General features: G+C 67.2%; 10 protein-coding genes. 6 read left to right on the forward strand and 4 right to left on the reverse strand.

Annotation, left to right across the window (positions count from 1 at the left end; translation table 11 throughout):
• The first annotated feature begins 11 nt into the window (after window positions 1-11).
• The 3 genes from rpoB to P5P27_RS01990 all read left to right on the forward strand — a co-directional run bounded on the left by rpoB (window position 12) and on the right by P5P27_RS01990 (window position 8060).
• Window positions 12-3512, forward strand: a complete 3501-nt coding sequence (rpoB, locus tag P5P27_RS01980; RefSeq protein ID WP_006894410.1) for a DNA-directed RNA polymerase subunit beta — start codon at window positions 12-14, stop codon at window positions 3510-3512.
• Between the two features lie 37 nt (window positions 3513-3549).
• On the forward strand, window positions 3550-7506 hold the full coding sequence (locus tag P5P27_RS01985) for a DNA-directed RNA polymerase subunit beta' (protein ID WP_006894411.1): 3957 nt from the start codon (window positions 3550-3552) through the stop codon (window positions 7504-7506).
• A 107-nt stretch (window positions 7507-7613) separates the two neighbouring features.
• Window positions 7614-8060, forward strand: coding sequence for an SRPBCC domain-containing protein (locus P5P27_RS01990; protein ID WP_045536598.1), 447 nt, complete (start codon window positions 7614-7616; stop codon window positions 8058-8060).
• 13 nt (window positions 8061-8073) lie between these two features.
• Here the strand turns inward: P5P27_RS01990 and P5P27_RS01995 are convergent, their stop codons facing one another.
• Window positions 8074-9036, reverse strand: coding sequence for an alpha/beta hydrolase (locus P5P27_RS01995; protein WP_278126140.1), 963 nt, complete (start codon window positions 9034-9036; stop codon window positions 8074-8076).
• Between the two features lie 278 nt (window positions 9037-9314).
• On the opposite strand from P5P27_RS01995, the gene P5P27_RS02000 reads away from it, so the two are divergent.
• Window positions 9315-11831, forward strand: a complete 2517-nt coding sequence (locus P5P27_RS02000; RefSeq protein WP_278126143.1) for a hypothetical protein — start codon at window positions 9315-9317, stop codon at window positions 11829-11831.
• A 32-nt stretch (window positions 11832-11863) separates the two neighbouring features.
• A complete protein-coding gene (locus tag P5P27_RS02005; protein ID WP_278126144.1) occupies window positions 11864-12967 on the forward strand; it encodes a DNA polymerase IV in 1104 nt (367 codons plus the stop codon).
• A gap of 37 nt (window positions 12968-13004) precedes the next feature.
• Here the strand turns inward: P5P27_RS02005 and P5P27_RS02010 are convergent, their stop codons facing one another.
• From P5P27_RS02010 to P5P27_RS02020, 3 genes are read right to left on the reverse strand one after another with little or no spacing between them, the layout of a single operon-like run.
• A complete protein-coding gene (locus tag P5P27_RS02010) occupies window positions 13005-13508 on the reverse strand; it encodes a nucleoside deaminase (protein WP_045536606.1) in 504 nt (167 codons plus the stop codon).
• A 31-nt stretch (window positions 13509-13539) separates the two neighbouring features.
• Window positions 13540-14025, reverse strand: coding sequence for a SixA phosphatase family protein (locus P5P27_RS02015; protein ID WP_278126148.1), 486 nt, complete (start codon window positions 14023-14025; stop codon window positions 13540-13542).
• Complete coding sequence (locus P5P27_RS02020; protein ID WP_039866595.1) at window positions 14022-14291, reverse strand: hypothetical protein; 270 nt, start codon at window positions 14289-14291, stop codon at window positions 14022-14024. The genes P5P27_RS02015 and P5P27_RS02020 overlap by 4 nt, the downstream gene beginning before the upstream one ends.
• 127 nt (window positions 14292-14418) lie before the next feature.
• On the opposite strand from P5P27_RS02020, the gene P5P27_RS02025 reads away from it, so the two are divergent.
• Window positions 14419-14958 (forward strand): OsmC family protein, encoded by a 540-nt coding sequence (locus P5P27_RS02025; RefSeq protein ID WP_278126150.1) that lies wholly within the window; start codon window positions 14419-14421, stop codon window positions 14956-14958.
• Window positions 14959-14980 lie beyond the last annotated feature (22 nt).

Genomic DNA, 14980 nt, shown 5'->3' on the forward strand with positions numbered 1-14980 from the left:
AAGGACGCATCTTGGCACTCGACCGCCAGTCCACCTCAACCACAGCGGGAATCATCCCGGGCGCGCCGCACCGCGCTTCCTTCGCCAAGATCGACGAGCCGCTCGAGGTTCCGGGTCTGCTGGATCTGCAGCTCGACTCGTTCGAATGGCTTGTGGGTACGCCCGAGTGGCGCGCAAAGGCGATTGCACGGGGTGAGGAGAACCCGGTCGGCGGACTCGAGGAAGTCCTCCGCGAACTCTCGCCGATCGAAGACTTCTCGTCCTCGATGTCGCTGTCGTTCTCTGATCCGCACTTCGACGAGGTCAAGGCCTCGATCGATGAGTGCAAGGACAAGGACATGACCTACGCGGCGCCGTTGTTCGTCACCGCGGAGTTCATCAACAACAACACCGGTGAGATCAAGTCGCAGACCGTCTTCATGGGCGACTTCCCGATCATGACCGACAAGGGCAGCTTCATCATCAACGGCACCGAGCGTGTCGTGGTGAGCCAGCTGGTCCGCAGCCCCGGCGTCTACTTCGACTCCACGATCGACAAGACCACCGAGAAGACGCTGCACTCGGTGAAGGTGATCCCGGGCCGCGGCGCCTGGTTGGAGTTCGACGTCGACAAGCGCGACACCGTGGGTGTCCGCATCGACCGCAAGCGTCGTCAGCCGGTCACCATCCTGCTCAAGGCACTCGGCATGACCAACGAGGACATCGCCGAACGCTTCGGCTTCTCCGAGATCATGATGTCGACCCTGGAGAAGGACGCGACCACCAATCAGGACGAGGCCCTGCTCGAGGTCTACCGCAAGCTGCGTCCGGGTGAGCCCCCGACCAAGGAGTCCGCGGAGAGCTTGCTGGAGAACCTGTTCTTCAAGGAGAAGCGCTACGACCTCGCTCGCGTCGGCCGCTACAAGATCAACAAGAAGCTCGGCCTCACGGCGAACCCGATGGTCGGCGAATCCACGCTGACCACCGAGGACATCATCGCCACGGTCGAGTACCTGGTGCGCCTGCACGAGGCCGACCCCAACATCACCACCATGATGACCGTCCCCGGCGGCGTCGAGGTGCCGGTCGAGGTCGACGACATCGACCACTTCGGCAACCGCCGGCTCCGCACCGTGGGTGAGCTGATCCAGAACCAGATCCGCGTGGGCCTGTCGCGTATGGAGCGGGTGGTGCGTGAGCGCATGACCACCCAGGACGCCGAGGCGATCACCCCGCAGACGCTGATCAACATCCGCCCCGTGGTCGCGGCCATCAAGGAGTTCTTCGGAACCAGCCAGCTGTCGCAGTTCATGGACCAGAACAACCCGCTGTCGGGGCTGACGCACAAGCGTCGTCTCTCGGCGCTGGGTCCGGGCGGTCTGTCGCGTGAGCGCGCCGGCCTCGAGGTCCGCGACGTGCACCCCTCGCACTACGGCCGCATGTGCCCGATCGAGACCCCCGAGGGTCCGAACATCGGTCTGATCGGTTCGCTCTCGGTGTACGCGCGGGTGAATCCGTTCGGCTTCATCGAGACCCCGTACCGCAAGGTGGTCGACGGTGTGCTGACCGACGAGATCGAGTACATGACCGCCGATGAGGAGGATCGCTACCTGATCGGTCAGGCCAACACCAACTACGACGCCGACGGCACCATCACCGACGAGCGCGTCCTGGTCCGCATCAAGGGCGCCGAGGTGGAGTTCGTTCCGGCCAAGTCGGTCGAGTACCTCGACGTGTCGCCGCGCCAGATGGTGTCGGTCGCCACCGCGATGATCCCGTTCCTCGAGCACGACGACGCCAACCGTGCGCTGATGGGCGCCAACATGCAGCGCCAGGCGGTGCCGCTGGTCCGCAGCGAGGCGCCGCTGGTCGGCACCGGCATGGAGCTGCGTGCGGCGGTCGACGCCGGCGACGTGATCGTCACCGGCAAGACCGGTGTCGTGGAGGAGGTCTCCGCCGACTTCATCACGGTGATGGCCGACGACGGAACGCGCGACAGCTACCGTCTGCGCAAGTTCGAGCGCAGCAACCACGGCACGTGCGCCAACCAGGTGCCGATCGTCGACGAGGGTCAGCGGGTGGAGGCCGGTCAGGTCCTGGCCGACGGCCCCTGCACCGACCAGGGCGAGATGGCGCTGGGCAAGAACCTGCTCGTGGCGATCATGCCGTGGGAGGGCCACAACTACGAGGACGCGATCATCCTGTCGCAGCGCCTCGTGGAAGAGGACGTGCTCACCTCGATTCACATCGAGGAGCACGAGATCGACGCCCGCGACACCAAGCTCGGTGCCGAGGAGATCACCCGGGACATCCCGAACGTCTCCGACGAGGTGCTGGCCGATCTCGACGAGCGCGGCATCGTCCGCATCGGTGCCGAGGTCCGCGACGGCGACATCCTGGTCGGCAAGGTCACGCCGAAGGGCGAGACCGAGCTCACCCCGGAGGAGCGCCTGCTGCGCGCGATCTTCGGTGAGAAGGCTCGCGAGGTCCGCGACACCTCGCTGAAGGTGCCGCACGGCGAGACCGGCAAGGTCATCGGTGTCCGCACGTTCAGCCGCGACGAGGACGACGACCTGGCGCCCGGCGTCAACGAGTTGGTCCGCGTCTACGTGGCGCAGAAGCGCAAGATCCAGGACGGCGACAAGCTGGCCGGCCGCCACGGCAACAAGGGCGTCATCGGCAAGATCCTCCCGCAGGAGGACATGCCGTTCCTGCCCGACGGCACCCCGGTCGACATCATCCTGAACACCCACGGTGTTCCGCGTCGTATGAACATCGGCCAGATCCTCGAGACCCACCTCGGCTGGGTGTCGAAGGCCGGCTGGAACATCGACACGGAGAAGCTCGAGGAGGAGTGGGCCAAGCGCCTGCCCGAGGCGATGCACTCGGCTCCGCCGAACACGAACACCGCGACCCCGGTGTTCGACGGTGCGAAGGACGACGAGCTCGCGGGTCTGCTCGGTTCCACCCTGCCGAACCGCGACGGTGAGGTCATGGTGGGTCCGGACGGCAAGGCGACGCTGTTCGACGGTCGTTCCGGCGAGCCCTTCCCGTACCCGGTCTCGGTCGGCTACATGTACATCATCAAGCTGCACCACCTGGTGGACGACAAGATCCACGCGCGTTCCACCGGTCCGTACTCGATGATCACCCAGCAGCCGCTCGGCGGTAAGGCCCAGTTCGGCGGCCAGCGCTTCGGTGAGATGGAGTGCTGGGCGATGCAGGCCTACGGCGCCGCCTACACCCTGCAGGAGCTGCTGACCATCAAGTCGGACGACGTCGTCGGCCGCGTGAAGGTGTACGAGGCCATCGTCAAGGGCGAGAACATCCCCGAGCCGGGCATCCCGGAGTCGTTCAAGGTGCTCCTGAAGGAGCTCCAGTCGCTGTGCCTCAACGTGGAGGTCCTCTCCAGCGAGGGCACCGCCATCGAGATGAGCGACACCGACGACGAGGACCTCGAGCGCGCTGCTGCCAACCTTGGCATCAACCTGTCGCGCAACGAGTCCGCCACGGTCGACGATCTCGCCAACTGATCCTCACCTGACTAGAAGAGACACTGAAAGGCAACTAGTGCTCGACGTCAACTTTTTCGACGAACTGAAGATCGGCCTTGCGACGGCCGACGACATCCACAACTGGTCGTACGGTGAGGTCAAGAAGCCGGAGACCATCAACTACCGCACGCTCAAGCCCGAGAAGGACGGCCTGTTCTGCGAGAAGATCTTCGGACCGACTCGCGACTGGGAGTGCTACTGCGGCAAGTACAAGCGCGTGCGCTTCAAGGGCATCATCTGTGAGCGCTGCGGCGTCGAGGTGACCAAGGCCAAGGTGCGCCGTGAGCGCATGGGCCACATCGAGCTGGCCGCCCCGGTCACGCACATCTGGTACTTCAAGGGCGTGCCGAGCCGGCTGGGCTACCTGCTCGACCTGGCGCCGAAGGATCTCGAGAAGATCATCTACTTCGCCGCCTACGTGATCACCGCCGTCGACGACGAACTGCGTCACGCCGAGCTCTCGACCCGCGAGGCCGAGATCGGTGTGGAGCGCAAGGCGATCCTCGACGATCTCGAGGCCGCTCTCGCCGAGCGTCAGCAGAAGCTCGAGGCCGATCTGGCCGAGCTCGAGGCCGAGGGCGCCAAGGCCGACGCCAAGCGCAAGGTCCGCGACGCCGCCGAGCGTGAGCTCAAGCGCATGCGCGACCACGCGAACCGCGAGGTCGAGGCTCTCGACGAGATCTGGGACAAGTTCACCAAGCTCACCCCGGGCGACCTGATCGTCGACGAGCGTCTGTACCGCGAGCTCGAGGACCGTTTCGGCGAGTACTTCACCGGCTCGATGGGCGCCGAGGCCATCAAGAAGCTGCTCGAGAACTTCGACATCGAGGCCGAGGCCGAGTCGCTGCGCGAGACGATCCGCAGCGGCAAGGGCCAGAAGAAGCTGCGCGCGCTGAAGCGGCTGAAGGTCGTGGCGGCGTTCCAGCAGTCCGGCAACTCGCCCCAGGCGATGGTGCTCGACGCCGTGCCGGTGATCCCGCCGGAACTGCGCCCGATGGTTCAGCTCGACGGTGGCCGCTTCGCGACCTCCGATCTGAACGATCTGTACCGCCGTGTCATCAACCGCAACAACCGTCTCAAGCGACTGATCGACCTCGGTGCTCCCGAGATCATCGTCAACAACGAGAAGCGGATGCTGCAGGAGTCGGTGGACGCGCTGTTCGACAACGGCCGTCGCGGCCGTCCGGTCACCGGGCCGGGCAACCGCCCGCTGAAGTCCCTGAGCGATCTGCTCAAGGGCAAGCAGGGCCGATTCCGTCAGAACCTGCTCGGCAAGCGCGTCGACTACTCGGGCCGAAGCGTCATCGTGGTCGGCCCGCAGCTCAAGCTGCATCAGTGCGGCCTGCCGAAGCTGATGGCTCTGGAACTGTTCAAGCCCTTCGTGATGAAGCGTCTGGTGGATCTCAACCAGGCCCAGAACATCAAGTCGGCCAAGCGCATGGTGGAGCGTCAGCGCCCCGCCGTCTGGGACGTCCTCGAAGAGGTCATCGCCGAGCACCCGGTTCTGCTGAACCGTGCGCCGACGCTGCACCGACTCGGCATCCAGGCCTTCGAGCCGCAGCTGGTGGAGGGCAAGGCCATCCAGCTGCACCCGCTGGTCTGTGAGGCGTTCAACGCCGACTTCGACGGTGACCAGATGGCCGTGCACCTGCCGCTGTCCGCGGAGGCGCAGGCCGAGGCCCGCATCCTGATGCTGTCCTCGAACAACATCCTGTCGCCGGCATCGGGCCGCCCGCTGGCCATGCCGCGTCTGGACATGGTGACCGGCCTGTACTACCTGACCACCCAGAAGGACGGTCTGACCGGCGAGTACACCGGTGCCACGGACGGCGACGTGGAGCGCGGCGTCTACTCGAGCCCGGCCGAGGCCATCATGGCCGTCGACCGCGGTGCGCTGACCATCCAGTCGCGCATCAAGGTGCGGCTGACCGACCAGCGTCCGCCCGCCGACGTGGAGGCGGAGCTGTTCCCGGAGGGCTGGACCCGTGGTCAGCCGTGGGAGACCGTCACCACCCTGGGACGTGTGCTGTTCAACGAGCTGCTGCCGCGCGACTACCCGTTCATCGACGAGCAGATGCCGAAGAAGCGTCAGGCCGTGATCATCAACGATCTCGCCGAGCGCTACCCGATGATCGTCGTCGCGCAGACCGTCGACAAGCTGAAGGACGTGGGCTTCTACTGGGCCACCCGCTCGGGCGTCACCGTCTCGATGTCGGACGTTCTGGTGCCGCCGGCCAAGGCGGAGATCCTGGAGCGCTACGAGGAGCGGGCCGACGGTCTGGAGCGCAAGTTCCAGCGCGGTGGTCTGACCCCCGACGAGCGTCGCGACGCCCTGGTCGAGATCTGGAAGCAGGCCACCGAAGAGGTCGGTAAGGCGCTCGAGGACTACTACCCCGACGACAACCCGATCACGATGATCCCGAAGTCGGGTGCCACGGGCAACATGACCCAGGTCCGCAACCTGTCGGGTATGAAGGGCCTGGTGACGAACCCGAAGGGCGAGTTCATCCCGCGTCCGATCAAGTCCTCGTTCCGCGAGGGCCTGACCGTTGCCGAGTACTTCATCAACACGCACGGCGCTCGTAAGGGTCTGGCGGACACGGCACTGCGTACGGCCGACTCGGGCTACCTGACCCGTCGTCTGGTGGACGTGTCGCAGGACGTCATCGTCCGCGAGACCGACTGCGGCACCGAGCGCGGCATCGTGGTGCCGCTCGGCGAGAAGCAGCCGGACGGCAGCATCATCCGCGACGCCCACGTCGAGACCTCGGCGTACGCCCGTACGCTCGCGGCCGATGCGGTCGACGCGGACGGAAACGTCGTGGTGGAGCGCGGGCACGACCTGGGCGATCCGGCGATCGAGGCTCTCCTCGCGGCAGGCATCTCCGAGGTCAAGGTCCGTTCGGTCCTGACCTGTGCCACCGGCACCGGCGTGTGCGCGCACTGCTACGGCCGTTCGATGGCCACCGGCAAGCTCGTCGACATCGGCGAGGCCGTCGGCATCATCGCGGCGCAGTCGATCGGTGAGCCCGGCACGCAGCTGACGATGCGTACCTTCCACCAGGGTGGCGTCGGTGACGACATCACCGGTGGTCTGCCGCGAGTCACCGAGCTGTTCGAGGCCCGTGTCCCCAAGGGCAAGGCCCCGATCGCCGAGGTCTCGGGCCGGGTCCGCATGGAGGACGACGACCGGTTCTACAAGATCACGATCATCCCGGACGACGGGAGCGACGAGGTCGTGTACGACAAGCTGTCGAAGCGTCAGCGTCTGCGCGTGTTCCGCCACGAGGACGGCAGCGAGCGTCTGCTGGCCGACGGCGATCACGTCGAGGTCGGTCAGCAGCTCCTCGAGGGCGCTGCCGATCCGCACGAGGTGCTCCGCGTGATGGGCCCGCGTCAGGTGCAGATCCACCTGGTCAACGAGGTCCAGGAGGTGTACCGGAGCCAGGGTGTGTCGATCCACGACAAGCACGTGGAGACGATCGTCCGCCAGATGCTGCGCCGTGTGACGATCATCGACTCCGGTGCCACCGAGTTCCTGCCCGGTTCGCTCACCGAGCGCGCCGAGTTCGAGGCGGCCAACCGGGCCGTCGTCGCCGAGGGCGGGGAGCCGGCTGCCGGCCGACCGGTCCTCATGGGCATCACGAAGGCCTCGCTGGCCACCGATTCGTGGCTGTCGGCGGCGTCGTTCCAGGAGACCACCCGCGTGCTGACCGATGCGGCGATCAACAACCGCAGCGACAAGCTCGTCGGCCTCAAGGAGAACGTGATCATCGGTAAGCTGATCCCGGCCGGTACCGGTATCAACCGCTACCGCAACATCGAGGTCCAGCCGACCGAGGAGGCCCGCGCAGCGGCGTACGCCCTGCCGACCTACGACGACACCTACTACAGCCCGGACGGCACCTTCGGTGCCCCGAGCGGTGCCGCCGTTCCGTTGGACGACTACGGCTTCGGCAGCGACTTCCGCTGATCCGACCGAACGCAGGGTCCCGTCTCCATCCGGAGGCGGGACCCTCGTCGTATCGTGCCTCGACCCGGCGAACGCCGCCGATTTAGAACGTGTTCTACGATGGCCGCATGGCTCTGATCACCGACAGTTCGATCGACATCGACGCTCCCGCCGCCGTGGTGTGGCAGGTGCTGACCGACTTCGATGCGTACGGCGAATGGAATCCCTTCCAGGTGGAGTGCCGATCCACCCTGCGGCCGGGCGATCCGATCGACATGCGCTTCCGGCTCGGTCCGGGCGGGCTGAAGCGGACGCGTGAGTACATCGACGCCGTCGACGAGGGCCGGTCGTTCTCCTATCGGATGAAGCCCGCGCCGTTCGGCGCGGTGCGCAGCCTGCGCAGGCACACCGTGGTCGACCTCGGCGACGGACGCAGCCGGTACGAGTCGCACTTCGAGATCACCGGCCCGGCGTCGGGCATCGTCAAGCTGCTGTTCGGCAAGGAACTCGTCGCGAAGTTCGCTTCCGTGACGCGGGCTCTGGCGCCACGTGCGGAGGAACTCGCCCGGGAATGAGCGCGGCGTGCGCTCAGGCGCCGATCGCGCGCGCGATCATCGGCCATGAATTGCGAAGGTCGGCGTAGAACAGGCCCCAGGTGTGGACGCCGTCGGGCCGGTGCACGAAGGTGTGCGGGATACCCAGGGCGCTCAGCCGGTCGGCCATATTCGTGGTGCACCGCAGCGCGATGGCCTCCATGATGTTGCCACCGACGAGCCCGCCGCCGGTGCGCAGCGGATCACCGTCGACGGGACCGGGCAGGCCTGAACCCGCCGACAGGTAGACGGCGGTGCCGCGCAGCTTGGCGGCATTGAGCACTGGATCGTGGGCACGCCAGGCCGGGCCGCCGGGAGGTCCCCACATATTGAGCACGTTGCCGCCGCCGCGGGCGACGATCGCCGTGGCCGCGATGGTGCCGAGCGGATCGGCGGCGCCGGGACAGCCGCTGTACGCGGCCACGGCGCGGTACTTTCCGGGCGCCTGCGTCGCGAGGTCGAGTGCCGGACCGGCGGACATGGAGACGCCCGAGAGTGCGCTGACTCCGTTGGTGCGGAAGGCTCGGTTCACCGCTGCGGGGAGCTCCCGGTTGACGAAGGTCTGCCACTTGTTGCGGCCGAGGATCGGGTCGTCGGAGATCCAGTCGGTCATCATCGAGAACCGTCCGCCGATCGGCAGGACCACATTGGTGCGCTTATCGGCGAAGAACCGGCGAACCGGCGTGTTGTTGTACCAGGAGATCCCGTCCTCGGCACCGCCGGCGCCCGGAAGCATGTAGAAAGTCGGAACTCCGCTCGGCCGTCCGGCGGGATGCAACACGTGCGCGCGGATCGTGCGATGCATCGACGGCGAGTACACCGAGATCAGGCTGACGGTGGCACTGATCCGCTGTTCCGCGGTCACGCGGGGCGCCGCATCGGCCGGAGCGGCGGGCGGCACCAGGAGCGCCATCGTGCCGGCGAGGGCGATGATCGCGAGGCGTGCGATCCAGGGCATGCGTCGAGTAGTGCGAGTTCCTGCCATACAGGTCACCGTACGAGACGGGTGTGACGGATGGGAAACCGGCAAAGCCGGTCGTTTCTGAATCGATAGCGTCGCGAGACTCGGCCCCCGTCGCCGGCGTGCGTTCGCGAGGAATGGATTTGTGCCACCTCGACCTGGGCGAAGTCAGATTTGTGCCACGTCGTCCGTTCAGCCGAAACGAACCCGGAATCTGGCACGAATTATGATTCGACCGATTTGCGAAGAGATCCGCCCCCTTCTGGAGAAGAACTGTGACTGAGCCCATGAACCGTGCGCAGCGCCGCGCACTCGATCGCGCCGAAGGCGCGCGCCGCCGCCGGCTGAAGAAGGGGATCGCTGCGGTGGGAGCCGTCGCGGCTCTGGGTGCAGGTGCGGCCATGGCTCCCGCGGGTCACGCCTTCGCGGAGACCTCGACCAGCGCGATCGCCGGGCTGGGCGATCTGGACCCGAACGCGATCCTCGGGATGCTCGACGATCCGATGGTCTCCCAGTTCGTCGAGATGTGCCGGACGGGTGCGCTCGCGACCGGTCCGGACTCGTCGAAGAGCACGGAGTTCGATCCGGCGGCCCCGCCGCAGGCGATCGCGGACTGCAAGGGCTCCAACGGAACGGGCGTCGCGTTGGTGCTGCCCGAGACTCTCGAGGTCGGCCAGGCGGCCGAGAACATGGTGCTCGACCTCGGTGACGACATCAACCTGCTCGTCGTCAAGTACCGGATGGGGGAGCGGAACCTGCTCGAGATCCTCGGCGGCGTCACCCTCGGCAGGGACTTCGTGAAGGGCGCTGCCTCCGCGCTGGGCATGCCGAGGGTCGATCCGGGCGCGTTCGACAAGTACAAGACCTACGCCGAGATCCAGCGCGACGCGGCCCTGCCGGTGAACAGGGCGGCGAAGGACGGATGCCTCCAGAACGACGGATCGATCAAGAACACGGTGCTGGGCGGCTGCCTCTTAGTCGGCGGTACGAAGGTCACCAAGGGCGAGGATCTCAATCTCGAGAAGCGCACCGAGGCGCTCAAGCTCGCCGAATACCTGACCAACCACAAGTACGACTACACCCAGCCGCAGGATCTGCCTGCTCCGGTGAAGCCGATCGGCAGTTCCACCATCGTCGGCGACGGCATCAACGTCGCGCTGTCGATGCGCGGGGGAACCGCGCTCGCACAGACCGCCAACGCGCTGGCGGTAGCGCTCGCGGGCGCCGATCACGGGCGGACGTCGACCGCGCAGTCGCAGCTGGGTCTCGCGTCCGCGGTGAACATGGACACCAACGACATCAAGTTCACCTGGTTCGGACAGGAACTCGACTTCACCCAGCTGCGCAATGCGGGTCTGCTCGACTCCAGCCTCGCGGGTGAGGCCGGGGCCGACGCCGCCGGAATGCTCGATCTGGTCGACGGCATCAACGGCAATCTGCCGGGTCTGAAGGAGGTGGCCTGCTTCGGCTTCCAGACGCGGGCGACGGCGGAGGGCCTCGGTTCGTGTACCAACGCCCTCGGCACGTTCGACTACTACAAGGATCTGCGTCCGGTCACCGACGGCGGTCACCGCCAGGAGCAGTGGGGACTGACCGACGTCACGTCGTTGCTCTTCGGCAACGATGCGCTGCTGAAGCAGATGGCACCGCTGCTGTCGGGCGACGGCGACCTCGGCTCGATGATGGACACTCCGTTCGTGGCCGACATGCTCAAGGCGCTGATGTCCGGCGAGGACCGGATCAAGTTCGCCAAGGACTTCGTGCGGTTCACCAAGGACGTGCAGACGGTGTACGCCAAGGAACCGGTGTTCGAGGCCGACGGGGTGACCCCGAAGCTCGATGCCGACGGCAAGCAGGTGATGCGGGTCAAGACCGCCCCGCGGATGGTCGGCGTGTACGAGTGGGTCAATGAGGAGTACCAGGCGCCGGTCGCCGACGAGAACGGCGCTCCCGTCATCGACGAGGAGACCGGCGAGCAGAAGACCGAGACCAAGACCAGGTCGGTGAAGAAGCCCAAGCTCGGTCCCGACGGCAAGCAGCTGATGGAGCAGGCCACCGATGAGTCCGGTGCGCCGATCCTCGATCCGGTGGTGGAGCGGACCGTCACCGCGCACTGGCTGACCAGTGATTACGGACTGCGCAACCCGATCACCGTGGAGTGGCTCGGACACCAGATCGTGTTCTTCCCGCCGGTGGAGGTGAACGGCAGCACTCGCCCGAACCTGATCGGACTGCCGCAGATCACGAGGATCACTCAGGGTGCGCACGCCGGACTGCTGCCGAAGATCAGCCTGGTGCAGGTGGACAATCCGTTCGGACTCGGCACCCTGAGCCTCGACAACCCCTTCGATCCCATCGGGACACTGCGCAACTACCTGAACACTGTCACGATCGGCGACGACGTGAAGTTCGCCAAGAACCTGATCGACGGACTCGCGGCGAAGCCGACAGGGCCGACCGAGCCGACAGGGCCGACAGGGCCGGGGAGTCCTGCCGAGCCGACGCAGGATGACGACACGGCGACCCTCGCCGCGGTCACCACCTCCGCTCCCGAGTGTGCGCTCGACGACGCGGTCGTCGGCGAACCGTCGACGAATCTGCCTCCGATGATCGTCAACCCGGCTCCGGAGCCGGCCCCGATCGAGATCGTCGAGCCCGCGCCGTCCCAGGAGACGCCGACCCAGGAGACGCCGTCTGAGGAGCCCGCCGCCGAGACGCCTGCGAGCGAGACCCCTGCGAGCGACCAGCCCGCGCCGGAGACTTCCGCCACCGAGCCCGCCCTCGCGGGCTGATCCGCCCGCCGGTGTTCCCATACAGTTGACGCATGGGTGTCCCGACCCGCTACCGATGGCTGCTCCACGTCGACCTCGACCAGTTCCAGGTCTCCGTGGAGCGGCAGCGGCGACCGGAGTTGGTCGGACAGGCGGTGATCGTCGGCGGGGACGGCGATCCGACGCGTGCCCGGCAGGTGGTGACCTGCGCCTCGTACGAGGCGCGCGCGGACGGAGTACGGGCAGGTATGCCGATGCGCGCCGCGAGCAAGAAGGCGCCCGACGCGGTATTCCTCCCGCTCGACATGGGGGAGTACGAAGCCGCATCCGAGCGCGTGATGGACGTCCTCCGGGGATTCGGCGATGCGCTCGAGGTGTGGGGCTGGGATGAGGCCTATCTGGGAATCGAAGACCGCGCGGGCCCGCGTCTGCTGAGTGCCGCCGACGTCATCGAGACGGCGCGGAGCATCAGACGAGCGGTGGTGTCGGCGACCGGGTTGGACTGCTGCGTGGGCGTCTCCGACAACAAACAGCGTGCCAAGGCGGCGACCGGATTCGCGAAGCAGGCCGTCCGGAGTCCGGAGGCCGGCGAGGAACAGCGGGTCTTCGTGCTCGACGACGGCAACTGGGCCTCGCTGATGAACCACCGTCCCTGCCGCGAACTGTGGAGTGTGGGATCGCGGACCGCGGCCAAGCTGTCGGCCGCGGGAATCGACACGGTGGCGCAGCTCGCCGCCGCCGATCGAGACGACTTGACGGCGATGTTCGGCCCGCACCAGGGCGACTGGCTGTACGTGCTGTGCCGGGGCGGAGGCGATGACGCGATCTCCGACGAGCCGCGGATCGCCAAGTCGCATTCGAAGGCGCGGACCTACGACACCGACCTCACCTATCCCGGCCGACTGCATGAGGCGGTCCGGGCCCTCACCGAGGAGGTGCTCGAACAGGTGGTCGCGGAGGGGCGCACCCCGTTCCGTGTCGGCCTCACCGTACGGACGGCCACATTCTTCACCAGAACCAAGATGCGTAAGCTGCCGGCTCCGACGACGTCTCTCGATGCGATCGCGGCTGTCGCGGACGATCTGCTCGACGCCTTCGAGATCGACCGGCCGATCAGACTGCTCGCGGTGCGGCTGGAACTGCTCGACCCGGAGTGAATCCGGCGGCAGTGCGGCCGCCGGATTCCGGCGCGGGTCAGGTGAGGTTCACTCCGGCCGAACGAGCGTGCAACTCGCGGATCTCGTCGGCCAGTTCGGGGGCCGGACCGGAGACGGGGACGTCCGGTGCGACCTCGTTGATCGGCAGGGCCGCGACCGGGCCCTCGGGCAGGCCCCACTCGGTGCGCCAGGTGCTGAGCCGGCGGGCGCCGACCGCGTAGACGATCCGCCCCAGCCCGACCCACGCGTGCGCCGCCGAACACATCGGACAGTGTTCGCCGGAGGTATAGACGGTGGCCGCGGCTCGTTGTTCCTCGGTCAGATTCTTCGCCGCCCACCGGGCGATCGCGAACTCCGGGTGCCGCGTGTGGTCGCCGGCACCGACCCGGTTGCGGTCGGCGAACCGGACCATGCCCTCGGCATCGACGATCAGCGAGCCGAACGGTTCGTCGCCCGAGTCGAGCGCTTCGCGGGCGAGAGTGATGCATCGACGCAGGTGCACCAGGTCCACGTCGGTCGGTGCGGTGATCGTGTGGGTCATGCGGCCGACGTTACCGTGGAGAACCCCGCGGTCAGCGGGGTACCCGGAACGCGAGGAGCCGGGCGTCGGCGTCCACGTCGAGCCCGAGGCGATCCCAGGGCACACCGATGCGCAGCACCGCGTAGGCGGACGTCGGAAACCGGTCGATCTCGCCGGCCGGATCGAGGCTCAGAGCGGTCTCCGGCATGCCGGGGAAGTGCCCCACCACCAGCACGGTGGACGCTTCGGGCGGGGTGTGGATCCGAACCGCCTCGAACACCTCCGACGGCGTCCCGCCGTACAGATCGTCGATGAACTCCACCGGCGCGGCGACGCCGGTCTGTTCGAGGGTCATCCTCGTCCTGCGCGAGGTGGAACAGAGCACCTGATCGACGGCGAGGCGGTCCTCGGTCATCCATCGTCCGGCGAGCTGCGCCTGCCGCATCCCGCGCTCATTCAGCGGGCGATCGTGATCGTAGACGCCGTCCGGATAGGCGGACTTGCCGTGCCGCATCAGAATGAGGGTGCGGTCGGTCATGCGGCACCGGTACTGCGCACGGTGCGGTCGGCCGCCATGAGCCGAAGCAGTTGAGCGGTCTCTCGCCACGCCGAGACCTCCTGCACGTAGAGGACGTGCTCCTCGATGCGTTCCTCGGTGAGCGCCTCGTCGGCGAGCTCGGTCAGTTCCAGCAGTTCGTCGACGCAGTGGTTGATCAACGCCGGGATGCGCGAGCCCCCGCAGGCATCGTCGATGTCCTGCGACGACAGTGTCGTCATCCGCTCGAGTTCTCTGCGATAGCTCATGCCCACACGGTAGATCCAGGGGGTGACAGAACCGGGCAGGCGCGGCCGCGGCGGGGCCGGACGAGGCTTAAACCCGCTGTGGCCGCAACCCTGTGCGGCGCCTCGGGATCTTCGTACGGTTCCATCCATGACGACAACACAGCCGATCGACATCCCGGATTCGCGGACCCCGCTCAACTCCATCGCCGCCGCCACGGCCGATGCCGTCGCCGCCAGGGCGAGCAATGCCCAGGTGGTCTTCGGCGCATCCGCGGTGGCGACGGCCGGAGTGTCGAGCGAGGTCTCCCTGCGCTCGTTCAGCGTCCGGGTCGACGAGCCGCCGACCCTCGGCGGAAGCGACAGCGCGCCCAACCCGGTCGAGTACTACCTGGCCGCACTGCTGTCGTGCCAGGTGGTGACCTACCGCTTCTGGGCCGAACGGCTCGGGGTGGAGTTCGACGATCTCACTCTGTCGGCCGAAGGTGACCTGGACGTCCGCGGGTTCTTCGGACTCGACGCCGACGTGCGACCGGGATTCACCGCGGTGCGCGTGATCGCCGACATCTCCGGACCTGCGTCGGACGGGGACTACCAGCGGCTCCAGGAGACCGTCGAACGCCACTGCCCGGTGCAGGACCTGACGGTGAACGCCACGCCGGTCACCACCGAACTCCGCATCGCACGCTGAGTCCCACCGGCCGGTAGCCGAC

This window comes from Gordonia sihwensis, from assembly GCF_029632925.1.
In the GTDB taxonomy this organism is placed as follows: Bacteria; Actinomycetota; Actinomycetes; order Mycobacteriales; family Mycobacteriaceae; genus Gordonia; species Gordonia sihwensis.

Bases quoted from the DNA above. Each gene is read 5' to 3' on its own strand.
- P5P27_RS01990 (WP_045536598.1), top strand. From the start codon at position 7,614: ATGGCTCTGATCACCGACAGTTCGATCGACATCGACGCTCCCGCCGCC.
- P5P27_RS01995 (WP_278126140.1), bottom strand. From the start codon at position 9,036: ATGCCCTGGATCGCACGCCTCGCGATCATCGCCCTCGCCGGCACGATG.
- P5P27_RS02005 (WP_278126144.1), top strand. From the start codon at position 11,864: ATGGGTGTCCCGACCCGCTACCGATGGCTGCTCCACGTCGACCTCGAC.
- P5P27_RS02010 (WP_045536606.1), bottom strand. From the start codon at position 13,508: ATGACCCACACGATCACCGCACCGACCGACGTGGACCTGGTGCACCTG.
- P5P27_RS02015 (WP_278126148.1), bottom strand. From the start codon at position 14,025: ATGACCGACCGCACCCTCATTCTGATGCGGCACGGCAAGTCCGCCTAT.
- P5P27_RS02020 (WP_039866595.1), bottom strand. From the start codon at position 14,291: ATGAGCTATCGCAGAGAACTCGAGCGGATGACGACACTGTCGTCGCAG.
- P5P27_RS02025 (WP_278126150.1), top strand. From the start codon at position 14,419: ATGACGACAACACAGCCGATCGACATCCCGGATTCGCGGACCCCGCTC.